Annotated in this window: 20 protein-coding genes; 14 read left to right on the top strand and 6 right to left on the bottom strand. The window is 67.3% G+C overall.

Features of this window, described 5'->3' with window-relative positions:
• Positions 1 to 451 precede the first annotated feature (451 nt).
• From ttcA to ACD584_RS11630, 3 genes are all read left to right on the top strand, one after another.
• Entirely contained in the window at positions 452 to 1,354 is a 903-nt protein-coding gene (gene ttcA / locus ACD584_RS11640; protein ID WP_076035727.1) for a tRNA 2-thiocytidine(32) synthetase TtcA, read from the top strand.
• A gap of 63 nt (positions 1,355 to 1,417) precedes the next feature.
• Positions 1,418 to 2,326, top strand: a complete 909-nt coding sequence (locus ACD584_RS11635) for a recombination-associated protein RdgC (RefSeq protein WP_014509525.1) — start codon at positions 1,418 to 1,420, stop codon at positions 2,324 to 2,326.
• A gap of 42 nt (positions 2,327 to 2,368) precedes the next feature.
• Positions 2,369 to 3,154, top strand: a complete 786-nt coding sequence (locus tag ACD584_RS11630) for a SprT family zinc-dependent metalloprotease (protein ID WP_161962153.1) — start codon at positions 2,369 to 2,371, stop codon at positions 3,152 to 3,154.
• A gap of 251 nt (positions 3,155 to 3,405) precedes the next feature.
• Here ACD584_RS11630 and ACD584_RS11625 read toward each other — a convergent pair whose 3' ends face one another.
• The 3 genes from ACD584_RS11625 to hemH all read right to left on the bottom strand — a co-directional run bounded on the left by ACD584_RS11625 (position 3,406) and on the right by hemH (position 5,632).
• Positions 3,406 to 3,687: a hypothetical protein gene (locus ACD584_RS11625; RefSeq protein ID WP_076035729.1), complete on the bottom strand. Its 282-nt coding sequence runs from the start codon at positions 3,685 to 3,687 to the stop codon at positions 3,406 to 3,408.
• A gap of 110 nt (positions 3,688 to 3,797) precedes the next feature.
• Positions 3,798 to 4,664: an alpha/beta fold hydrolase gene (locus ACD584_RS11620; RefSeq protein WP_175611455.1), complete on the bottom strand. Its 867-nt coding sequence runs from the start codon at positions 4,662 to 4,664 to the stop codon at positions 3,798 to 3,800.
• Between the two features lie 2 nt (positions 4,665 to 4,666).
• Positions 4,667 to 5,632, bottom strand: coding sequence for a ferrochelatase (gene hemH, locus ACD584_RS11615; protein WP_076035731.1), 966 nt, complete (start codon positions 5,630 to 5,632; stop codon positions 4,667 to 4,669).
• A gap of 154 nt (positions 5,633 to 5,786) precedes the next feature.
• On the opposite strand from hemH, the gene ACD584_RS11610 reads away from it, so the two are divergent.
• The 4 genes from ACD584_RS11610 (at position 5,787) to tatC (ending at position 8,320) form a co-directional block, all read left to right on the top strand.
• Entirely contained in the window at positions 5,787 to 6,683 is an 897-nt protein-coding gene (locus tag ACD584_RS11610; protein WP_012439632.1) for a YSC84-related protein, read from the top strand.
• A 72-nt stretch (positions 6,684 to 6,755) separates the two neighbouring features.
• Positions 6,756 to 6,983 carry a Sec-independent protein translocase subunit TatA gene (gene tatA / locus ACD584_RS11605; RefSeq protein WP_011039162.1) on the top strand — a complete coding sequence of 76 codons (228 nt, stop codon included), beginning with the start codon at positions 6,756 to 6,758 and terminating at the stop codon, positions 6,981 to 6,983.
• Between the two features lie 15 nt (positions 6,984 to 6,998).
• Positions 6,999 to 7,586, top strand: coding sequence for a Sec-independent protein translocase protein TatB (tatB, locus tag ACD584_RS11600; protein ID WP_076035732.1), 588 nt, complete (start codon positions 6,999 to 7,001; stop codon positions 7,584 to 7,586).
• Positions 7,583 to 8,320 carry a twin-arginine translocase subunit TatC gene (tatC, locus tag ACD584_RS11595; protein ID WP_011039160.1) on the top strand — a complete coding sequence of 246 codons (738 nt, stop codon included), beginning with the start codon at positions 7,583 to 7,585 and terminating at the stop codon, positions 8,318 to 8,320. Before tatB ends, tatC begins: the two co-directional genes overlap by 4 nt.
• A 102-nt stretch (positions 8,321 to 8,422) precedes the next feature.
• On the opposite strand, the gene ACD584_RS11590 is transcribed toward tatC, so the two are convergent.
• The 3 genes from ACD584_RS11590 to ACD584_RS11580 all read right to left on the bottom strand — a co-directional run bounded on the left by ACD584_RS11590 (position 8,423) and on the right by ACD584_RS11580 (position 12,509).
• Complete coding sequence (locus ACD584_RS11590; RefSeq protein WP_011039159.1) at positions 8,423 to 9,322, bottom strand: BPSS1780 family membrane protein; 900 nt, start codon at positions 9,320 to 9,322, stop codon at positions 8,423 to 8,425.
• Between the two features lie 45 nt (positions 9,323 to 9,367).
• A complete protein-coding gene (locus tag ACD584_RS11585) occupies positions 9,368 to 10,132 on the bottom strand; it encodes a glutamine amidotransferase (protein WP_040942086.1) in 765 nt (254 codons plus the stop codon).
• 565 nt (positions 10,133 to 10,697) lie between these two features.
• Positions 10,698 to 12,509, bottom strand: a complete 1,812-nt coding sequence (locus tag ACD584_RS11580; protein WP_011039157.1) for a GspE/PulE family protein — start codon at positions 12,507 to 12,509, stop codon at positions 10,698 to 10,700.
• A gap of 91 nt (positions 12,510 to 12,600) precedes the next feature.
• Here ACD584_RS11580 and glyQ point away from each other — a divergent pair, with 91 nt between their 5' ends.
• The 7 genes from glyQ to ACD584_RS11545 all read left to right on the top strand — a co-directional run bounded on the left by glyQ (position 12,601) and on the right by ACD584_RS11545 (position 23,315).
• Positions 12,601 to 13,509, top strand: coding sequence for a glycine--tRNA ligase subunit alpha (glyQ, locus tag ACD584_RS11575; protein ID WP_014506073.1), 909 nt, complete (start codon positions 12,601 to 12,603; stop codon positions 13,507 to 13,509).
• 295 nt (positions 13,510 to 13,804) lie between these two features.
• A complete protein-coding gene (gene glyS, locus ACD584_RS11570; protein ID WP_076035733.1) occupies positions 13,805 to 16,000 on the top strand; it encodes a glycine--tRNA ligase subunit beta in 2,196 nt (731 codons plus the stop codon).
• A gap of 342 nt (positions 16,001 to 16,342) precedes the next feature.
• A complete protein-coding gene (locus ACD584_RS11565; protein WP_228943580.1) occupies positions 16,343 to 18,127 on the top strand; it encodes an autotransporter assembly complex family protein in 1,785 nt (594 codons plus the stop codon).
• The gene (locus ACD584_RS11560) at positions 18,124 to 21,981 is read left to right on the top strand and encodes a translocation/assembly module TamB domain-containing protein (RefSeq protein WP_076035735.1); all 3,858 of its coding nucleotides are present in this window, start codon (positions 18,124 to 18,126) and stop codon (positions 21,979 to 21,981) included. The genes ACD584_RS11565 and ACD584_RS11560 overlap by 4 nt, the downstream gene beginning before the upstream one ends.
• 243 nt (positions 21,982 to 22,224) lie before the next feature.
• Entirely contained in the window at positions 22,225 to 22,647 is a 423-nt protein-coding gene (locus ACD584_RS11555; RefSeq protein ID WP_076035736.1) for a hypothetical protein, read from the top strand.
• A 10-nt stretch (positions 22,648 to 22,657) separates the two neighbouring features.
• Entirely contained in the window at positions 22,658 to 23,107 is a 450-nt protein-coding gene (locus ACD584_RS11550) for a 3-dehydroquinate dehydratase (protein ID WP_175611456.1), read from the top strand.
• Positions 23,088 to 23,315, top strand: a complete 228-nt coding sequence (locus ACD584_RS11545) for a hypothetical protein (protein ID WP_076035737.1) — start codon at positions 23,088 to 23,090, stop codon at positions 23,313 to 23,315. Before ACD584_RS11550 ends, ACD584_RS11545 begins: the two co-directional genes overlap by 20 nt.
• Positions 23,316 to 23,347 lie beyond the last annotated feature (32 nt).

The raw sequence follows: 23,347 nt of genomic DNA, 5'->3' as shown, positions 1-23,347 counted from the left end.
GTATTCTTTCGCGCCGATGAAAACGGTGTTGCTCATGGGGTCAAGCTCCTGCAGAGGGAGAGGGCAATGGGGCTGCGCGCAACGCCGTGACGGTGCTGCGCGCGGAGCAGGGTTGCATGCAGCGCACGCTCGGGGATTGCGCAATGTTAGCGCTACCAAAACTGCGACTGAAAAAAGCCGCGCCATGCAGCGAAGCCGAGTGGGTCATGCCGATCCTGCGTCGAACGGTCCGGGCGACTTTACCCAGCCCGCGCCAGAAAGGCTTGCTGCGCTGCGAGATGCGCAGCGCGGCCGCGTGCGCTGTCACACAATCGCCGCAGGGGCGGGGCCGCCAGCGGCCGGCCGCCGCCAAGGCAGGCGCGGCGGCCATCGCCGGCATCGGCGCGGTCACGCCGCGCCAGCGGGCCGGCGCTCAGGCAGCGGCGGTCCGGCCAGCTACAATGGCCGGCTTATGACCGCTGTCCTGCCGCTGCCGATTCCCCTGGCCGATCCCGCGCCGCGTACCCCGCGGCTGCAGCGCGAGCCGCTGCGCCTGGCCAAGCGGCTGCGCCACGCGGTGGGCCAGGCGATTGCCGATTTCGGCATGATCGCCCCTGGTGACAAGGTCATGGTCTGCCTGTCCGGCGGCAAGGACAGCTACACCTTGCTGGACATGCTGCTGCAGCTGCAGCGCAAGGCCCCGGTGCCGTTCACGCTGGTGGCGGTGAACCTGGACCAGAAGCAGCCGGACTTTCCCGCCGACGTGCTGCCCACCTACCTGCGCGCCCAGCAGGTGCCGTTCGACATCATCGAACAGGACACCTATTCGGTGGTCAGCCGGGTGATCCCGCAGGGCAAGACGATGTGTTCGCTGTGCTCGCGGCTGCGCCGTGGCGCGCTGTATGCCTACGCGCAGGCGCACGGGGTGACCAAGATTGCGCTGGGCCATCACCGCGACGACATCGTGGCGACCTTTTTCATGAATCTGTTTCACCACGCCCGGCTCGCGGCGATGGCGCCCAAGCTGCGCAGTGACGACGGCGCGCATGTGGTGATCCGTCCGCTGGCCTATGTGCGCGAGGCCGACATCGCCGCCTACGCGCAGGCCCGCCAGTTCCCGATCATTCCCTGCAACCTGTGCGGCAGCCAGGAAAACCTGCAGCGTCAGCAGGTCGGGCGCATGCTGCAGCAGTGGGACCGCGAGCAGCCCGGACGCGTGGACCAGATTGCCCGCGCGCTGGGCGATGTGCGTCCGGAGCAGCTGGCCGACCGCACGTTATTTGATTTTCTGGGATTGGGCGGCGGCGCCGATGCACCGCTGCCCGATGCCACTGGCTGGTTGGCCGGCAGCGCTGCCGAGCACGCGCGCGACTAGCGCAGACTTCGTTACCGACCACCTCACTCCCGCCACCTTCTTTCCTCCTCTTCGGTCTTTCGCATGTTCTTTCGCAATCTCACGCTGTTCCGCTTCCCGACCACCCTGGATTTTTCCGAAATCGAAACGCTGCTGCCGCAGGTGCAGCTCAAGCCGGTTGGCCCGCTGGAAATGACCTCGCGCGGCTTCATCTCCCCGTTCGGCCGCGACGAGCACGAAGTGCTCTCGCACCGGCTTGAGGATTTCCTGTGGCTCACCGTTGGCGGCGAGGACAAGATCCTGCCCGGCGCGGTGGTGAACGATCTGCTCGAGCGCAAGGTGGCCGAGATCGAAGAGAAGGAAGGCCGCCGCCCGGGTGGCAAAGCGCGCAAGCGTCTGAAGGACGACCTGATCCATGAGCTGCTGCCGCGTGCCTTCGTCAAGAGTTCGCGCACCGACGCCATCCTGGACCTGCAGCACGGCTACATCGCGGTCAACACCTCCAGCCGCAAGAGCGGCGAGAACGTGATGAGCGAGATCCGCGGCGCACTCGGCAGCTTCCCGGCGCTGCCCTTGAATGCCGAAGTCGCCCCGCGTGCGATCCTCACCGGCTGGATCGCCGGCGAACCGTTGCCCGAAGGCCTGAGCCTGGGCGAAGAGTGCGAGATGAAGGACCCGATCGAAGGCGGTGCGGTGGTCAAGTGCCAGCACCAGGAATTGCGCGGCGACGAGATCGACAAGCACCTGGAAGCCGGCAAGCAGGTCACCAAGCTGGCGCTGGTGATGGACGACAACCTGTCCTTCGTGCTCGGCGACGATCTGGTGATCCGCAAGCTCAAGTTCCTCGATGGCGCACTGGACCAGCTCGAGCACAGCGAAGGCGACGGCGCACGTGCCGAACTCGACGCGCGCTTTGCGCTGATGAGCGCCGAAGTGCGACGCCTGTTCCTGTTGCTGGAAGACGCCTTGAAGCTGAGCAAGGCCGAGGCCTGATCGGTCTCACCGGCTGACACATCGCAGCGCTATCCTGTGGCCATGTTCAAGCCTGTCCGCCGCCTCATCGCACCCGCACCGCAGGTCGTCGAACGCGACTGCGTGCGCCTGCAGCTGGAAGGGCGCGAGATCGTCGTGCTGCGCGTGCGCGACCCACGCGCGCGGCGCATCAAGCTCAGCGTGGATGAACGCGGCGCGCGGCTGACCCTGCCGCTGCGTGCAAGCCTGGTGGCCGGCGAGCGGTTTTTGCACGCGCATCTGGACTGGTTGAGCACGCAGCTGTCGCGCTACCAGCAGGTGGATGCGCTACCGCCGCTGGAGCGTGGCGTGCCCGGCCTGCTGCCGTTGCGCGGCGCGCTGCTGCCGCTGAGCTGGCACGACGGCCGCTATGCCCGCATCGACATCACCGATGACAGCGCCCAGTTCCACGTCCCGGCGCGCCTCGGGGAGGCCGGGCTGCGGCGCACCTTGAAGGAATTCTACGAAGCCCAGGCGCGCGCCGATATCGGCCGCTGGCTGCCCACCTACCTGCCGGGATTGCCGCGCGCGCCCGCCCGTCTGCGGTTGAAGGTGATGTCTTCGCAGTGGGGCTCGCTGGCACCGGACGGCTCGCTGGCGCTGGACCTGGCGCTGGTGCTCGGCCGCCCCTCGGCGTTCGAATACGTGCTGGTGCACGAGCTCTGCCATCTGGTGCAGGCCAACCATTCGCCGGCGTTCTGGGCCGAGGTGGAACAGCGCTTTCCCGCCTGGCGCGACGAGCGCAGCTATTTCCACGAACACGGCCGCCAGCTCAAGGCGCAACTGCGGCGGTTGCTGCAGGCGGAGTGATCGTCGGCGCACGCATGCAGCCCTACACGTGCGTGCGAGCGGGGCTTGGTGTGCGCGTGCTGGACACTTGGGCGAACGCAACGTCACTGGCGCCAGAGAACGGACGCGTGGTTGCGCTGACGCCGCACCGAGCTCTCCCATCTGTCCAGCCGTCTTGATTCGCCGACGCCTGACAGTGCTGGAAGAACGGGCAGGGTTGGGCTGGACAACGCAGACTTCACGGCAGTGCGTGCGGTCCCACGTGCATCTCGCTACCGCCACGCATACGCCGCTGCGCGCGCCAGCTGCCCACACGCACGCGACGACAGCCACGGATAACGGGTCGCCAATGCGGTCTGCACGGCATCAATCATCACAGCAAGCGGCGCGTTGCCGCGCCATAGCTGCGGGTCGCAGGCTGCAGCCCAGACCTGCTGCAGAAGAGGGCTGTCCTGCGCTTGCAGTGCTGCGCACACGCTGTCGAAGAATGTCCACGGCGTGTGCCACGCCTGGAATGCTTCGATCGCGGTGACAACGTGGACAGGCGTGTTCAACGCGAGACCTCGATGGTGATGTGCAGTGATCCGCCGTGCAGACGACTACAGATGATGCGTGTATCACAGCAAGCATCTATCGAGTGCCGTTGTCAGCGGAGCGTGTGTTCTTACACGCGCGGCGTCGGCAGTCCGGCCAGGAACGCATTGATCACCGCAGCCACCGCGTCGGGTGCCTCCATGTGCACATGGTGCGTGCCGGGCAGCAGATGCAAGCGCGCGTCGGCCACCATCGCCACACGATGGTCGCGCAGGTCGTCGGGGAAATACGGCTGCGCCGGCGTGGCGAAAATGGCCTGGGTGGGGCAAACAATACTGCTCAACAGCGCATCGATCTGCACTTCGGTCATGCGGATGGCGGTGGGCAGGGTGAGCCGCGGGTCCGAGCACCAGCTGTAGCCCCCCTCCACCACGCGCACGCCGCGCTCCACCAGCAGGCGGGCCGCCGGCTCGGTGAGCTGGTTGGCCATCATGCGCGCGCGCACCGGCATCTCCATCGACGGGAACACCCGCAGCGGCCGCTGCGCCAGCGTGCGCGTGGAGCTGACAGCCTCGCGCAGACGGCTGGCGGTGCTCTCCACCGGCTCGGCCAGCGCGCCCAGCGCCTCGATCGCGATCAAGGCCTCGACCCGTTCCGGCGCGGCTGCGGCCATCAGGCTGGCCACACCGCCGCCGAGCGAGTGGCCCAGCACGGTGAAGCGTTCCCAGCCCAGCGCGTCTGCTACCAGCAGCAAATTGTGGATGGCGCTGCTGAGCGTGTATTCGGCGCCCACCGGCAGCCACGCGCTGTGGCCGTGGCCGGGCAGGTCGAGCAACACCAGATCCAGCGCATCGGCCGGCAGGTGCGCGCTCAGCGGCAGGAAGCTGGCCGCGTTATCCAGCCAGCCATGCAGCGCCAACACCCGGCGTGGCCCGCGCTCGGCAGTGCGCAGCCCGGTGATACGGCCAATCGGCAGGTCGCAGTGAAACGGCTGCAACCTCACGCGCGGCGGGCCACTGCGGCCAACGCCTGCGCATGCGTGGTGCTGTCGTTGAGGCAGGGGATGTAGCTCAGCGTGGCGCCGCGTTCGGCCAGCGTTTCGGCAAAGCCCAGCGCCACTTCTTCCAGCGTTTCCAGGCAGTCGGTGGCAAAGCCCGGGCACACCAGGTCGAAGCTGCGCACGCCGCCCTCGGCCAGTGCCCACAGCGTGGGTTCGGCATACGGCTGCAACCAGCGTTCTGCACCGAAGCGCGACTGGTAGCCCATCTGCCACGCATCCGGGCCCAGGCCCAGCGCGGTGACGATCGCCTGCGCGCTGCGTTCGCACTGCTGCGGATACGGGTCGCCGGCGTTGGCCACGCGCTGCGGCAGGCCGTGGAAGGAGAACATCAGCTTCTCGCTGCGCCCATGCACCTGCCAGTGCGTGCGGATGGAATCGGCGATCGCCGCCACCCAGCCGGCGTCTTCGCAATAGTCCTGGATCACCTCCACCGCGATCTCCGGCGCGCTCGGGCGCCAGGCATCCACCACGTCCTGGATCGAGGCGGTGGTGGTGGTCGAATACTGCGGATACAGCGGCAGCACCACGATGCGCTTGATGCCGCGCGCACGCAGGCCATCCATCGCTTTGCGCAGGGCCGGCGCGCCGTAGCGCATGGCCCAGGTGACGTGCCAGTCGGGCATGACCTGCTGCAGGCCCTCGGTCAGGCGCCGCGTGTACACCGCCAGTGGCGAGCCATCCGGCAGCCACACCTTGGCGTATTTTTCTGCCGACTTGGGGCCGCGGATGGGCAGGATCACGCCATACAGCAGCGGCTTCCAGAACAGCGGCGGGATCGCGACCACGCGGCGGTCGCTGAGAAACTCGGCCAGGTAGCGGCGCACGGCCGGGGCAGTGGGCGACTCGGGGGTGCCGAGGTTGACCACCAGCAGGGCGGTGTCGGAAGTGGTGTTCATGGCGACCATTCTGGCAGAGCTTGGCGAGCCTGCCGAATGCACCGATCCGATCACTGCGATCGGGCCCGTCTGCGCCCCGGGTGCGCTCACCACCGATTCATTGCCCCGCGACTAACGTCGCGCCATTGATTTATCTTTGACGGATTGCCCTTTGGAGCTTGTCATGCCCCGTTTGTCGCGCCTGGCCCTGTTGTTGTCGCTGACCTTCGCCGCCGGCCATGCCGTGGCGGGCCCGGAAGAGGACCAGCGCGCGCGTAATGCGGTGCGGGTGCTCAACGAGATCATGAACATCCCCGAGCAGGCCATCCCCGACAAGCTGCTCGACGAAGCGCGCGCGATCGTGGTGATCCCCGACACGCTCAAGGCCGGCCTGGTGATCGGCGGCCGTCGCGGCCACGGCCTGATGTCAATGAAGAACGCCGACGGCAGCTGGTCGCAGCCGGTGTTCGTCAAGCTCACCGGCGGCAGCATCGGCTTCCAGGCCGGCGTGCAGTCTTCCGATGTGGTGCTGGTGTTCCGCAACGACCGCAGCCTGGACAACATCGTCAACGGCAAATTCACCCTGGGCGCCGATGCCGGCGTGGCCGCAGGCCCGGTGGGCCGCAACGCCGCCGCTGCCACCGACGGCCAGCTCAAGGCCGAAATCTGGTCCTGGTCGCGCGCGCGTGGCCTGTTTGCCGGCGTGGCGCTGGACGGCGCGGTGCTGCAGATCGACGATGCCGCCGACCTCAACGCCTACGGCGGCGGCGCCACCCCGCGCATGATCTTCGAAGGCCGCACCAACGAGCGCCCGTCCACCGACGTGATCGCCTTCCGCGACCGTCTGGAAGAGGTCACCTACACCGCGCGCACCAACCGCAGCAGCGATGGCGACACGCCGCCGCCGGCGCCGCGCCCGGTCAGCCAGTCACCCGCGCAGGCCCCGGCGACGCCACCGCCGCCGAGCAACGAGGCCAGCACCATGCCGATCCAGCCTTCGGCCACGCCGCCGCAGCAGCAAGGCTTTCAGCCGGTGTCCGATGGTGAAATCCGCACCGAATCACTAGACGGCAACCGCTGACCGGCTGTCATCCCCCTGCGCGGTGCGGTGGGGTATCCTGAGTCTCCTATTCTTCAAGCGAGCGAGCGGATCATGGGCAGTTTCAGCATTTGGCACTGGCTGATCGTGCTGGTGATCGTGCTGCTGGTGTTTGGCACCAAGCGGCTCACCAGTGGTGCCAAGGATCTCGGCAGCGCAGTCAAGGAATTCAAGAAGGGCATGCACGACGACGACAAGCCGGCCGGCAAGCTCGGCGACGACTCGCGTAGCGCCGAGCAGGCCCGCGAGGCGCAGGCCGAGCGCGACCGCGACGCGCGCTGATCCGGAACAGCGTCCGTGTTCGATATTGGGTTTAGCGAGCTGGCGCTGATCGCGGTGGTTGCCCTGGTGGTGCTCGGTCCCGAGCGCCTGCCCAAGGCCGCGCGATTTGCCGGGTTGTGGGTGCGCCGCGCGCGCATGCAGTGGGATTCGGTCAAGCAGGAACTCGAACGCGAGCTCGAAGCCGAAGAGCTCAAGCGCAGCCTGCAGGATGTACAGGCCTCGCTGCGCGAAGCCGAAGGCCAGCTGCGCAATACGCAGCAACAGGTCGAAGACGGCGCACGCGGCCTGCATGACCAGGCACGCGAACTCCACGACGAGGTCGGCCGCGATATCGACATCCGCACCAGCGCCACGCCGCTTGCCGCACCGCTCGAGCTGCCGGCCGATGCGCCGGTGGTGCTGGAGCCGGGCAGCGCGCAGCCGCACACCCCTGTTCCAGCGCCTGCGCCGGTGGTCGCCCAGGCACAACCAATGGCGCCGGCGCCCAAGCAGACCCTGGTGCCGGCACCGCACGGCAGCCTGGCCTCCACCCCGGTCACGACGCATGCTCCCAGCGCGTCGGCGACTGCCAGCAGCACCAGTCCCCAGGAGAAGACGCCGTGAGCCTGTTCGACGACGCACAGGCCGAAAGCAGTCTGATCGAGCATCTGGTCGAATTGCGCAGCCGGCTGGTCCGCGCGCTGATCGGCTTGGGTGTGGTGCTGATCGCGTTGCTGCCGTTCTCGCGCACCATTTACTCGTGGCTCGCCGCCCCGCTGATCTCGCAGCTGCCGCTGGGGCAGACGATGATCGCGATGAACCCGGCCGGCGCGTTCTTCGCCCCGCTCAAGCTGACCTTTTTCGTGGCGGTGTTCTTCAGCGTGCCGTGGCTGCTGTACCAGGCCTGGGCGTTCGTGGCGCCGGGCCTGTACCAGCGCGAAAAGAAGCTGGCTTTCCCGTTGCTGGCCTCGGCGGTGGCGCTGTTCTACATCGGCTGTGCGTTTGCGTACTTCCTGGTGCTGCCGGCGGTGTTCCACTTCCTGACGACCTTCAAGCCGGACGTCATCGCCATCACGCCGGACGCCAACTCCTACCTGGACTTCGTGCTGGCGATCTTCTTCGCCTTCGGCGCGAGTTTCGAGTTGCCGGTGGCGCTGGTAATCCTGGTGCTGATGGGATGGGTCAGTCCCAAGCAGCTGAGCGAAGGCCGCGGCTACGCCATCGTCGGCATCTTCGTCCTGGCCGCTGTGCTCACTCCCCCGGACGTGGTCTCGCAGCTGATGCTCGCCATCCCGATGTGCCTGCTCTACGAACTGGGCATCATCGCCTCACGTGCCGTGGCGCCGAAGGCAAGCTAGCGCGCCGCAGGACGGCTGCTTGTAGGAGCGCACTCGTGCGCGATGAGGCTTTACCGGCAGCGCTTCAACGCGCGCAAGCGCGATCCTACGGATGCTGCGGTATCAGGCAGCAAACACGTCCGGGCGCGAGGGCGGCGGCGGGCGGGCGACGGCGCCTTCGTGGGTGAACATCTGTTTCCAGGCCGCGTACACCGAGCCGGCGAAGACCGGCATCAGCACGGCCATCAGCAGCAGCTGGGCCAGCCACATCGCCACGGTCTGGCCGGCCACCAGGCCGACGATCAGCGCCACGATCATCACCGCGAAATAGATTGCGAAGATGGCGATGAAGGCCAGCACGAAGAACACCAGCATCGCCGGCAGGTTGTGCAGGCTGGCCCGCAGGCTTTCGCGCAACGCATGGCCGCCGGTGCTGCGGTCGAACATCACCTGCGGCGGCATCACGAACAGGGCCAGCGTCAGCGCGGCGAAGGTCGCCACCATCAGCAGCAACCACAGCAGGATGCGGCCGGCCGGCAAGCTGGCGGCCAGCTGCTCGATCTGCACCGGGTCCGGCTGCGCGCCGGACTGGCTGATCTCGTTGATCTTGACCATCACCTCGGACAGCTGCTGCAGCCCGCTCGGGCCGATCATCACCAGCAGCAGCACGCCCAGCACCAGGCCGGCCAGCAACTGCGGCAGCAGCGAGACCAGCAGATGCGGCGCGCGGCCGTCCTGCAGGCCGTGCAGCAGGTGCCCGGGCCGGGCAACGCGGCCTTCGTCCACTTCGCGCACCGCCCACAGCAGGCCGCCCATGAACAACGGGCCGGCCAGCACCATCAGGAATTGCAGCGCCGGGCCCAGCAACGGCACCAGCACCGACAGCGACACCACCAGGGTGGCGGCCACACTCCAGATCACCCCCAGCGTGCCCAGCGCCAGCGGCGCCCGCTTCAGCAGGGAGAACCCGGTCAACAGCCATTCTGCGCCGGCAGATGCCGGCACCTTGCGGATTTCGCTCATTCCCATTCCGGATCGATACGCACCGGACCACCCGGCGAATGGGGATTATCGCTGCTTTTGCGTGTGCGCGGCGGGATGGCCGGCCACAGTTTGCAAGCCACGTGCGTGGTGGACGAAGCGCCGCAGCAGCTTGCGCGCCATCGGTGCGGCGCTGACCTCGCTGGCCACGGTGCGGGCGCAGCGGCCGTGACGGGCGATGCAGTCCGCCCGCGCGCGCACATAGCCGCGCATATGGTGGGTGGCGAACTCGGGGTGGAATTGCACGCCCCAGGTGGACTGGCCCCAGCGGAACGCGTGGCACTGATCCTGCGGCGAGCGCGCCAGTACCACCGCGCCGTCGGGCGCGCGCAGCACGGTCTGCAAATGGGTGGCATGCGCCGGGAACTGCGGCGGAAGCCCGGCGAACAAGGGGTCTTCGTGCGCGGGTGGGTGCAGTTCCAGGGCGATGGTGCCGGATTCGCGCCCGGCCGGGTTGTAGTCGACCTGCCCGCCAAGTGCGTGCGCGATCAACTGGTGGCCGTAGCAGATGCCCAGCAACGGCATGCCGGCGTGGGCGGCATCGCGCAGCCACTCGGCGCTGCGCTCGCTCCAGTCGGCGCGATCGGTGACGAACGCGGCCGAACCGCTGATCAAGGTGCCGGCAAAGCCGCGGCGGTCGGGCAGGCGGTCGCCGTTGGCGACATCGATGACCACCGTCTCACGCTCGGCCAGCCCGGCCGCCACGCGGATCCAGTGCGGAAATCGCCCGTACCGTTTCATCCCCGACACAGGGTGGCCGGTTTCGATGATCAGGAACGGCAAGGCGGACATGCGGACGAAACACCCGGCAGCGATGGATGGGGCCGATTGTAGGCAGCAGCGGCCGGGTTTTTTCAACTGGCGTGCCAACGCATGTAGCTAAGGTTATGCCGGATGGCTATGTATGAGGTTTGGAGACCGGGCTAGGCAGGGGGGCTGGCTACGCGCGCTGTGCAGGGAAGAGCAGTGATGGTTGAGATGGTTTGTGGTCACGTTGGTCCCCGACTTGATTGTGCAGTGATCGCCGCGCCACCGATCCGGCCGTCCTCGGCCGTGCCGTGGACTTGGTCAATGGTGAGAATTCCCCCGCCGATGGCGACATGTGCGTGCTGACGTACCGTCATCCGCCCTTCGGGCACCTTCTCCCGCTGGGAGAAGGGAGCAACGGTGTGAGAACGGAGCGAGCCCCTCTACCGCCCGGGCGAGAGGGCACGGCTTGCGCGCCACTTGCGCGCGTGCCTTTGGGCGCCCAAGTCGCAAACGCGGGCCGGGGCGCGATCGAGGCCCCTCTCCCGCCGGGAGAGGGGTTGGGGTGAGGGGTGCCTGCGCCGTTAACGGTGCAAACCCCAGCAATCCGCTATTCCCGAGGTGGCAACACCGACAGCACCTCTTCCACCGTGGTCAGCCCGGCGGCGACCTTTTCCAGGCCGGTGCGGCGCAGGGTGCGTAGCCCGTCGCCGCGGGCGGCCTGGCTGAAGCTGGCCAGGTCGGTATCGGCGCGGATCAGGCTGCGCAGACGTGGGGTCACCGGCAACAGTTCGTACAGGCCCACGCGGCCCAGGTAACCGGTGCGGCGGCATTCCAGGCAGCCGACCGGGGCGTGCACGGTGAGCACCTCCGGCAAGGCTTCGCCCGGTTCCTGGATGGCCGCCCAATCCGCCTCGCTGAGCGTGTGCGGGCGCTTGCAATGCACGCACAACGTGCGCACCAGGCGCTGGGCGAGCACGCCGTTGAGGGTGGAGGCGACCAGGTAGTGCGGCACGCCCAGATCGAGCAGGCGGGTGATCGCCGAAGCGGCGTCGTTGGTGTGCAGGGTGGACAGCACCAGATGCCCGGTGAGCGAGGCCTGCACCGCCATCTGCGCGGTTTCCAGGTCGCGGATTTCGCCGATCATGATGATGTCCGGGTCCTGCCGCAGCAGCGTGCGCACGCCGCTGGCGAAATCCAGGTCGATGTTTTGCTGGACCTGCATCTGGTTGAATTCGGGGGCGATCATTTCGATCGGGTCTTCCACGCTGCAGACATTCACATCCGGCGTGGCCAGGCGCTTGAGCGTGGAATACAGCGTGGTGGTCTTGCCCGAGCCGGTCGGGCCGGTGACCAGCACGATGCCATGCGGGCGCTCCACCAGCGCGCTCCAGCCGGCGGCTTCTTCGGCGCTGAAGCCGAGTTGTTCGATGCTCTTGAATGCCGAATCCGGGTCGAAGATACGCATCACGCACTTCTCGCCGAACGCGGTGGGCATCGTGGACAGACGCATTTCCACCTCGCGCCCGCCCGGCGACCGGGTCTTGATGCGGCCGTCCTGCGGGCGGCGGCGTTCGGCCAGGTCCATGCGCCCGAGCACCTTGATCCGGCTGACCACCGCGGTCATCACCGTGGGCGGCACTTCCAGCACCTTGTGCAGCACACCGTCGATGCGAAAACGCATGCGCCCGGCTTCGCGGCGCGGCTCCAGATGGATGTCGCTGGCCCGCTGTTCGTAGGCGTACTGCAGCAGCCAGTCGACGATATGCACGATGTGGTGGTCGTCGGCGTTGACGTCACCGGCGCGGCCCAGTTCCACCAGTTGTTCGAAGCTGGGCAGGCCCGAGCCGGGTTCGGCACTGCGCGCATCGCCACGCGCGCCACGCACCGATTGTGTGACGCCGAAGAACTCCATCGTGTAGCGGTGCAGATCCAGCGGGTTGATCAGCGCCAGCTCGATGCGCCGGCGGCTGAGGTGCTGCACGTCGGCCAGCCAGTCCAGCGCCAGCGGCTCGCTGGTGGCCACCAGCACGCGCTCGGCGTCCAGTGCCAGCGGCAGGATGCGGTGGCGGCGTGCGTACGCATGCGAGACCACGCCGGTGACCGCGGCCACGTCGATGCGGGTGGGGTCGATGCGCAGGTAGCGCAGCCCGGTGCGGGTGGCCAGCCATTCGGTCAGCCGCTCCAGGCCCAATTCACCGGCCGGGGGCTGCGCGGCGTGCAGCTTGAGGTTGGCCAGCAGCACCAGCGGATGCACTTCGCTGGCGTTGCGCACGCCGGCGGCGGAGAACTGCACGCGCTCGTGTTCGTGCGGCACCACCATGCCATCGGCCAGCAGCGCGGCGGCCACCGGATCGAACATCAGGCGTCCGCGCGGCAGCGGTGCGGAGGTGCTGGGATCGGCCGGGCGCCGCTGTTCCATCTGCTGTAGTCCCCTGCGGCGGTGCTCCCGCGGCAAAGCGCTGCGGGTCGGCCGGTATACTAGCGCACCCCTTCCGCACGGCCTTTGCTGCATGTCCGATTCCCGGCGCGTTCCAATCACTTTCCAGGGCCTGATCCAGACCCTCAACCAGTACTGGGCCGAGCAGGGCTGTGTGCTGATCCAGCCACTGGACCTGGAAGTGGGCGCGGGCACGTTCCATCCGGCCACCTTCCTGCGCGCGCTGGGACCGGAGCCGTGGAATGCGGCCTACGTGCAGCCCTCGCGCCGTCCCACCGATGGCCGCTACGGCGAAAACCCCAACCGGCTGCAGCGTTACTACCAGTACCAGGTGGCGATGAAGCCCAACCCGGACAACATCCAGGACCTGTACCTGGGTTCGCTCAAGGCGCTGGGCATCGACCCGCTGGTGCACGACCTGCGCTTTGTCGAAGACAACTGGGAATCGCCCACGCTGGGCGCCTGGGGGCTGGGCTGGGAAGTCTGGCTCAACGGCATGGAGGTGACCCAGTTCACCTACTTCCAGCAGGCTGGCGGGCTGGAGTGCAAGCCGGTGCTCGGCGAGATCACCTACGGGCTGGAACGGCTGTGCATGTATCTGCAGAGCTGCGACAACGTCTACGACCTGGTGTGGACCTACGGCCCGGACGGCACCCCGGTGAGCTATGGCGATGTGTATCACCAGAACGAAGTGGAGCAGAGCGCCTACAACTTCGAGCATGCCAATGTGGAAGAGCTGTTCCACCGCTTCGACGCCTGCGAGGCCGAAGCCAAGCATCTGGTGGAGGTGGGCCTGCCGCTGCCGGCGTACGAGCAGGTCACCAAGGCCAGCCACGCCTTCAATCTGCTGGATGCGCGCCGTGCGATCAGCGTGACCGAGCGCCAGCGCTACATCCTGCGGGTGCGTGCATTGGCGCAGGGCGTGGCGCAGGCCTACTACGCGCAGCGCGAGAAGCTGGGCTTTCCCGGCGTGAAGAAGTAACTCAAAGCCCCTCTCCCACCGGGAGAGGGGTTGGGGTGAGGGTCCGAGGCGTAGCCCTCGTGTACCCAAACTCCACAGAGCTTCGCCCGTACCCTCATCCGCCTCTTCGAGGCACCTTCTCCCGATGGGAGAATGGACCAGCAAGCCCTCTCCCACCGGAAGAGGGGTTGGGGTGAGGGTACGGGGCGTAGCCCTCGTGCATCCAAACTCCGCAAAGCTTCGCCCGTACCCTCATCCGCCCCTTCGGGGCACCTTCTCCCGACGGGAGAAGGGAACACGTCAAGGTCCACGTCTTATGAGCGAACAACTTCCCCTGCTGATCGAACTGGGCACCGAAGAGCTGCCGGTCAAGGCGCTGCCGGGCCTGGCGCAGGCCTTCTTCCACGGCGTACTGGCCGGGCTGGAAAAGCGCGGCGTCGCCGTCACCCGTGGCGATGCCAAGCCGCTGTCCACCCCGCGGCGCCTGGCGGTGCTGCTGCCGGGCGTGGCCACCGAGCAGCCGGAGCAACGCTCCGAAGTGCTGGGCCCGTATCTCAACATCGCGCTCGATGCCGAGGGCAAGCCGACCAAGGCGCTGGCCGGTTTCGCGGCCAAGGCGGGGATCGACTGGACCGCGCTGGAGCGCACCAGCGACGCCAAGGGCGAGCGCTTCGTGCACCGTGCGGTGACACCAGGCGCACAGACCGCCGCACTGCTGCCGGAGATCCTGCGCGAAGCAATTGCCGCCATGCCGATCCCCAAGCCGATGCGCTGGGGCGCACACGAATACGCATTCGCGCGGCCGGTGCAATGGCTGGTGCTGTTGTTCGGCAACGCGGTGATTCCTGCCGAGCTGCTAGGCGTGCGTGGCGACCGCATCACCCGCGGCCATCGGTTCATGCATGACGGCGACATCGCGCTGGCGGCGCCGGGCGATTACATCGACGCGCTGCGCGCCGCGCACGTGCTGGTGGATGCGGACGCACGTCGTGCGCGCATCGTCGAAGAAGTCGATGCGGCGGCTAGGCAGGCCGGCGGCAGCGCACGCATCAGCGACGACAATCTGGAGCAGGTGGTCAACCTGGTCGAATGGCCGTCGGCGGTGTTGTGCAGTTTCGAGCGCGCGTTCCTGGCGGTACCGCAGGAAGCGCTGATCGAGACGATGGAGATCAACCAGAAATTCTTCCCGGTGCTGGACGACGGCGGCAAGTTGACCGAGCAGTTCATCGGCATTGCCAATATCGTCTCCAAGGACGTGGCGGAAGTGGCCAAGGGCTACGAGCGGGTGATCCGTCCGCGGTTTGCCGATGCCAAGTTCTTCTTCGACGAAGACCTTAAGCAGGGGCTGGAGGCGATGGGCGCGGGCCTGGCCAGCGTCACGTATCAGGCCAAGCTGGGCACGGTGGCCGACAAGGTTGAATGTGTAGCGGCGCTGGCGGAAGCAATTGCGCCGCAAGTCGGTGCCGATCCGGTGCAGGCGTGTCGCGCTGCGCAATTGGCCAAGAACGACCTGCAGTCGCGCATGGTCAACGAGTTCCCGGAACTGCAGGGCATCGCCGGCCGGCATTACGCCAAGGCTGCCGGTGAGCCGAGCGAAATTTCGCTGGCGATCGACGAGGCCTACCAGCCGCGTTTTGCCGGCGATGACATCGCACTCTCGCCGCTGGGCAAGGTGCTGGCGATCGCCGAGCGGCTGGATACCTTGGCTGGTGGCTTTGCGGCCGGCCTGAAGCCGACTGGCAACAAGGACCCGTTTGCGTTGCGGCGTAATGCGCTGGGATTGGCGCGGACGGTGATTGAGAGTGGGTTTGATCTTGATTTGAAGGCGATGCTGGTAACTGCGGTCAAGTTGCTGCCGTGGGATCGCCTTGTCAGAAAAGCCAAGCTGACGAGCGAAGAATCGATTTCTGATATCGACACCACGCAGTACGCGCAGCTTGCCCAAGAAATCTTCGACTTCATCCTCGACCGTTTGCGAGGCTACTACGCAGACAAAGGCGTCCCTGCTACGCATTTCAACGCAGTCGCCGGATTGTTCTCGGTCGCGCCCGAGGGCGCTCCTACAGCGCTCGGCGTAGGAGCGCACCTGGGCGCGACCCATGGCTCCCTCTACGACTTCGACCGCCGCATCGACGCCATCGGCATTTTCGCCACCTTGCCTGAGGCCGAAGCGCTGGCTGCAGCCAACAAGCGCATCCGCAACATCCTGCGCAAGGTCGAAGGTGAAATCCCCGGCGACATCGACACCACGCTGCTGCGCGAACCGGCCGAAGAAGCCCTCGCCGAAGCAGTGGAAGCGGCCATCGGCGACACCGGCGATGCGCTGCACCGCCACGACTACGTCGCCGTGCTCGCCCGCCTGGCGCGCCTGCGTCCGCAGGTGGATGCGTTCTTCGACGGCGTGATGGTCAATGCCGACGACCCGCAACTACGCGCCAACCGGCTCGCCCTGCTGAAGAAGCTCGGCGACCGCCTGGGCAGCGTGGCCGCCATCGAGCATCTGTCCAGCTGATGCGAACCGCGCGCGATGGCGCTGCAACTATCGCGTGCCGGACAGGGCTGGCGAATGCTGACTGGTTCATCGGTAGCCGCTGCCACGAGGCTGCTGTGCCATTCCCGCTGCAGATGCCGCATGCCTGCACGCCACAGCAGCGCTCGCGCCCAACACAGCAGGCCCGAACACCCCGAAACCCGGCATTTGCCGCACCGGGTGAGACGCCCCGACCGCCTTCCATGCGAAGACCTGTGCATGTATGTCCATGATGTGCATGCCTATATGACACACGGCATGGCACTCTCGACGCCTAGACGCCCCATTAACAGACCCTCGCGGTCCTCCCGGTATCCTGCGCCGATGCGATTCATTCTCCGGGTTCGTCCCGTTTTTCTGCTCTTGTGCATCCTGGCCGGTTCTGCCTTTGCCCGCGGAACCATCGACAAGGTCGAGATCAAGGGGTTGGACGGCGACGACGACGCCGAGATGATCGAGAACATCGAGGTGTCCTTGTCGTTGTATGAGGCTGTCGGCAAGGAGCAGGGCGAGTCGCGGCTGGAGTACCTGCTGGCGCAGGCGGAGCGGCAGACGCGCGAGGCGTTGGAGCCGTTTGGCTATTACTCGCCCACCATCGACATCGCCGCGCCGCGCGATGGCGAGCGCCTGACCGTGGTGATCACGGTGAACCGTGGCGAGCCGGTGCGGGTGCGGCAGTCGCATATTTCGATCACCGGCTGGGCCGAGCAAGACCGCTACCTGGGCCAGGACCTCAAGCAGTTCGAGCCGCGCGAAGGGCAGGTCTTCAGCCATCCGCAGTACGAAGCCAGCAAGGTGCGCATCACCCGCCGCCTGGCCGAGCGCGGCTACTTCGATGCCGACTTCACCCAGCGCCGGGTGGCGGTGACGCGTGCCGAGCATGCCGCCGACATCGATCTGAACTGGGACAGTGGCCGCCGCTACGACATGGGCACCGTGCGCTTTGACTACGATTATTTCCGCCCGGGGCTGTTCGAGCCGCTGGTGTACTGGGACGAGGGCAGCTACTACCACGAAGGCAAGCTGGATCGGCTGCGCGAGTCGCTGACCAAGCTCGATTACTTCAGCACCATCGACATCCAGCCCAAGCCGGAAGAAGCCGATGACCAGGGCCGGGTACCGGTGGACGTCAAACTCACCCGTGCCAAGCGCACCGTATACACCTCCGGTCTGAGCTATGGCAGCGAGAGCGGCGCCGGTGTGCGCGGGGGCGTGGAGCGGCGCTATGTGAATTCGCGCGGCCACAAGATGGACACGCAGCTGGACTACGCGCAGAACCGCAAGAGCCTGACCACCAGCTACCGGGTGCCGGCGTTCCGCTGGCTGGATGGCTGGTACACCGCCTCGGCGCGGCTGTACGACGAGCAGACCGAATACATCGACCTGCGCAACGTCAAACTCACCGGCAGCCGCAGTGGCCAGATCAACGAGCGCTGGAGTGCGATCGCCTCGATCAACGCCTTGCGCGAGCGTTGGCGTTTCAGCAGCGGCAGCGATTTCACCGATGCCGTGTACGAGACCTCCACGCTGATCTATCCGCAGCTGCAGGCCAACTACGTCAACGTCGATGACCGGCTGTTCCCGCGCAGCGGCGTGTCCGGGCAGATGTTCATCCGCGGCGGCGCCGAGGGCGCCGGGTCGGACACCAATTTCGGTCAGCTCTACGGCCAGCTACGGTGGTTCCTGGGCGCTGGCGACAACGGCCGGGTGATCCTGCGTGGCGAAGGTGGCACCACCTGGACCAGCGATCTGGTGGCGATGCCGCCGAGCCTGCGGTTCTTTGCCGGTGGCCCCAACAGCATCCGCGGCTATGCATTCCGCGAAGTGGGCCCGCGCACGCCCAAGCCGGACGAATTCGCGCTGGGTGCCAAGAACGTGGTCACCGCCAGCGCCGAATACGAGCATTACCTCAAGGGCGGGCCGTGGGGCGGTGCGGTGTTCGTCGATAGCGGCAGTGCCTTCGATGACACCCCGGACTGGCGCACCGGCATTGGCTTCGGCTTGCGTTGGCGCTCGCCGGTGGGACCGGTGCGGGTGGATATTGCGCACGGCTTGAACGACCCCGATTCGCAGTTCCAGCTCTACATCGACATCGGGGCGAACCTGTGAATACACCAACGCCCCCCACCAGCCCCGCGCCGCGCCCGCGCTTCTACCGGCGCCGCCGGTTCTGGGTGGGCTCCGGCCTGACCGTGCTCGGCCTGGGCCTGCTGGCATTGATTGCGTTGTACTGGTTGCTGCAGACCGTGGCCGGGCGCGATGTGTTGCTGGCCCAGGTCACCGCGCGCCTGCCGGTGGGTGCCAGCTTCACCTATGGCAGCGTCGAAGGCCCGGTGGCCGGCCCGCTGACCCTGCGCAATGTCGACTTCAGGTATCAGGACATCCACTTCACCGCCGAGCGCGTGTACCTGGAACCCGACCTGCGCCCGCTGCTGGGCCGCAAGCTGCAACTGGATGCGGTGCAGGTCAGCAATGCCACGTTGAACCTGGGCAAGAGCGACGAGCCCTTCACCCTGCCGAGCTGGCCGGAGTCGCTGCCGCAGATCAACGTGCCGCTGGCGATCCAGGCCGACCACATCGGCGTGGACAACCTGCGTATCACCCAGCTGCAACAGCCCATGATCACCCTGCACCGCGTGCAGGGCGGCCTGGAAGTGGCCACCGGCGAATTGCGCACGCGCAATCTGGTGGTCGATACCGACATGGGCGACTTCCGCCTCAACGGCGATTACGTGCCCAGTGACGATTACCGCGCCGACCTCACCGCCACCGCGGTGTTGCCGGCCGCACGTGGGCGCACGCCGGCCAGCCTGGGCCTGGTGGCACGCGGTGACCTGGACAAGATGGAAGTGGCGATCGCCGGGCGTGCGCCGGCGCCGCTACGCGCCAGCCTGGTGTTCACCGGCCGCGACGACCCGACCTGGGCCTTCAAGGCGGTGACCGAGGCCCTGGATACCTCACTGCTGATACCGGCGCCCGCCGGGCAGGAGACCCCGCCGGCCACGCCGATCGCGCTGGACCTGCAGGCCTCGGGCAAGGGCGGCAAGGCCGACTTGCGTGGCAGCGTCAAACAAGGCGAGTTGAGCGCCACCTTGCAGTCCTCGCACGTGAGCCTGCAAGACCAGGTGCTCACGGTGGAGCCGTTGATCATCGATGCGTTCGAAGGCCGCACCCAGCTACGCGGCAGCGCCGATTTCCGCGACCCCGACAACGCCAGCTTCCGGTTTTCGGTCAATGCCAGCGGCCTGCGCTTTACGCCTGCAGCAGACCCCGCCACCCCGGACGCGCCGGCGGTGCCGGTGGAACTCACCGACGCGCGCCTGGGCCTGGCCGGGACGCTCAAGGCCTGGGCCGCCATCGGGCGGGCCACCGTGCAGCGCGATGGCCAGCAGGCCGAACTGGTGTTCGACAGCCGCGGCAACGATCAGCGTGCCCAGCTCAAGCAGGTGCAGGCCAAGACCCCGGGCGGCTCGCTGGATCTCACCGGCGAGGTGGCCTGGGCGCCCGCACTGCAGTGGGACCTCACCGCGCAGCTGGCCAAGTTCGACCCGGGCTATTTCGTGCCGGGCTGGAACGGCAATCTGTCCGGCCAGGTGGCCTCCAAGGGCCGCCAGTTGCCGGCACCGGCCGGGGGCGTCTCGCCGGGCTACGAGGCCACCGCCGACATCCCGACCCTGAGCGGCCAGTTGCGCCAACGCGCGCTGTCGGCCAATGGCAAGTTCGCCTTGCGCGGCACGCAGGGCGAAGGGCAACTGCAGCTGGCACTGGGCAGCAGCCGCATCGACGCCAAGGGCACCGTGGGCGATCAGCTCGACATCGCCGCGCAATTGCAGCCGCTGCAGCTGGACGACCTGTTGCCCGGCGCCACCGGCACCGTGCGTGGGCAGCTGCAGGTCAACGGCCGCCGCGATGCGCCGACCATCACCGCCGACCTGGCCGGCACTGGCCTGCGCTGGAACGACTACAGCGCGCAGAGCGTGAGCCTGCGCGGGCGCCTGCCATGGAGCGGCAGCGACGGGCAGTTGGCGTTGCAGGGCACCGCCATCGAAGCGGGCGTGGTGCTGGATAGCGTGCGCGTGCAGGCACGCGGTGCGGTGGAAGCGCTGCGGCTGGATGCGGACATCGCCAACAGCATGGCCAGCGTCGCGCTGCAGGGCGATGTGCGCCGCAACGGCGCGCGCTGGCAGGGGCAGGTGAGCACGCTGCGCATCGTGCCGGCCAAGGGCGATGCCTGGGCGCTGCGCCAGCCGGCGCAGTTCAGCACCGAGGGTGCGGCCTTCACCTTGTCCGATACCTGCCTGGGTGCAGCCACCGGCGGTGCGCTGTGCGCCAGCGCCAACTGGCCGCGTGAGGGCATGGTGGTGCATGGCGACGCGTTGCCATTGTCGCTGGTGCAGCCGTGGCTGCCCAAGCAGGAAGGCCGGCAGATCTATCTGCGCGGTGACCTCACCCTGGACGGCAGCTTCAAGCCACGCGGCAATGCCTGGGAAGGCTCGTTCCGCATTACCTCGCCGGAAGGCGGCGTGCGCCTGGGCGAGAACCGCTACGCGGCGGTAGCCGGCAATCCCAATCGTGGCGAGTTGCTGCGCTACGACCAGTTCAGCGTGCAGGCCGATTTCACCCCGCAACAGATCCAGGGCAAGCTCGGCGTGGGCTTCCAGGGCAATGGCTTTGTGGATGCCAAGTTCAACACCGGCTGGGATGCGTATGCGCCGCTCAACGGCGAGCTGTATCTCAACATGTCGCGGCTGTATTGGCTGGAGCTGGTGGTGGCCGATGTGGTGCGGCCCAAGGGGCTGGTCGAAGGCCACGTGAGCCTGCGCGGCACCCGCGACAAACCGCTGCTTGGCGGCGATGCGACCTTGAGCGATTTCACCGCCGAATACCCGTCGATGGGCCTGACCCTGAGCGAGGGCAAGGGCCGCTTCGACGCGCTGCCGGATGGCTCGGCCAAGATCACCGCCTCGGCCAAGTCCGGCGACGGCACGCTCAACATCGATGGCGGGCTGTCGTGGTTCGGCACCAGTACGCCGCTGCTGCTCAATATCCGCGGTGAAAACGTGCTGGCCTACAACACCAGCGAGTTGCGCATCGTCGCCAACCCGGACATGCAGTTCGGCATCGTCGACACCACCATGCAGCTGCGCGGCAAGGTCACCGTGCCCGAGGCCGACATCGATCTGGAACGGCTCGACCGCGGCACCTCGGTGTCCGAGGACGTGGTGGTGCTGGACCCGGTGGACCCGGAAGCCGCACCCGCTTCGCCACTGGATATGGACCTGGCCATCGTGCTCGGCGACAAGGTCAACATGAGCGGTTTCGGCCTGAAAGGCGGGCTAAGCGGCCAGATGCAGATCCGCGCGCGCCCGGGCCGCGAAATGACCGCCAATGGCGGGCTGGATGTGCGCGGCCGCTACAAGGCCTATGGCCAGGATCTGACCATCAGCCGCGGCCAGCTGACCTGGAACAACAACATCGTCTCCGACCCGCGCGTGAGCCTGCGCGCCGAACGCAAGATCGGCGACGTCACCGCCGGCATCGACGTCAGCGGCCGCGCCGAATCGCCGCGTGCAGATGTGTGGTCGGAGCCGGCGATGTCGCAATCCGAAGCGCTGTCGTACCTGGTGCTCGGCCGCGGCCTGTCCACCGCCAGCAGCGACGAAACCCAGCAGGTCAGCGCCGCCTCGGCGGCCCTGTCGGCCGGCAGCAGCCTGATTGCCTCGCAGATCGGCGCCAAGCTCGGCCTCGACGAAGCCGGCGTGAGCGAATCCAGCACCGTCGGCTCGGTCGTGGGCTTCGGCAAGTACCTCTCGCCCAAACTCTACGTCGGCTACGGCGTCTCGATGGTCGGCAGCGGCTCGGTATTGACGCTGAAATATCTGCTCAGCCGCGGCTTCGATGTGGAAGCCGAATCCAGCACGGTGGAGACCAAGGGATCGATCAATTGGCGGCGTGAGAAGTAGGCGAGCGCCTGCTGCGCGCTGTGTTCTGCCGACCACATATGCGGCGCGATGGATCTCATCGCGCTGCATATGTGATGACGGGTAGTTGACTGTTCCCACGACACTGATCGTCGCGCGTCTGTCGCCTACCTACCTGGCCGCTTACGCCTTTTTTATGGTCTGTGGCCTCGGCGCAAATAGCGCCTTTATGCCCGGCAGGCCTACTTTGGCACTCCCGCACTCTGGTGCGTTGAGTCGAAGACGATGTGTATCCTGATTTTGCGTGGCCCGCAGTCCGATGCAATGCCGATGGCGCCGCTGCCGCTGTGTGCCGGTCGTGAGCTGCGCATGCTGGCGTGTGCTGACCTTGCGAGCTTGATCGCCGGGCTGCAGGCAGCCGGTGGCGATGCCGAGGTGGAATTGGTGCTGCTTGATTCCGGCGATCTGCCGCTGTCCGAGCGGACGTGTGCAACGGCACTGCGTGCGGCAGTAGATGCCTTGCCCACGCCGTACATCGAGCTGCATGCCGACGCCGGGCAGGAGCTGGAGCCGTGGCTGCATCCGCAGCATGCGCCGCTGGCGGTGGTGATTACGCCACACGATGCGCCGCGTGCGTATGCGATGTCACTCGGCATTGCGGCGCGGTGTTTGCCGGCGCTGCATGCGCCGATGCGCGTGGCTGTCTGAGGCCGCCGACATGTCGATCATGATTCTGCGTGGGCCGGAAGCGGCGTCGTCACTGGTGCGTGGGCCGCAGGCATTGCCACGTGCGGTGATCACCCAGTTGGTGCGCTGCGCCGGGGATGCGGGCAAGACGGTGGCGCTGCGCGCCTGTGGGTCGGAGCAGGAGTTGCTGGATGCCTTACGCGTGGCCGGGCAGGCGCGCATGGAGATCGCGCTGATCGATCCGGGCAGCTGCGTGGATAGCGTGCGGCTGCACTGCGTGCTCGCCGGGCTGGCGTATCCGTATGTAGAAGCCCACGACGACAGCACGGACCGACCGGAGCCTTGTTTGCCCGCCGGCCTGGGCCAGCGGGTGGCCATCGTGCGCGGCTACTGCGCGCAGAGTTATTTGCTTGGGCTGGAGATCGCGCTGGAACATCTGGGCTGCACGGAGATTCAGGGCGATGTCCACGTTGGCACCTGAGCGGCAGCTGCTGCATTACTTCGCCGACTACGAAGGCTATTGCGATGGTCGGCCGGTGCTGTGGGGGCAACTGGCCCACAGCGTGGAGGTACCTGTCGATGGTGTGCTGGATGCCGTAGAACTGGTGTGCGCGTTGCGCCGTCGCGCGGCCGAAGCGCATGGGCTGGAGGCGGGACAGATCCGCTTATGCCAGGTCACGCGGCTGTAGGGCGTGGTCGCGCTCGAAGCAAGGCCGGTGTG

This window comes from Xanthomonas sp. NCPPB 2922, assembly GCF_041520885.1.
In the GTDB taxonomy this organism is placed as follows: Bacteria; Pseudomonadota; Gammaproteobacteria; order Xanthomonadales; family Xanthomonadaceae; genus Xanthomonas; species Xanthomonas campestris.
Note: the sequence above shows the minus strand (reverse complement) of the source record. Positions and strands in the feature narration are given on the sequence as shown.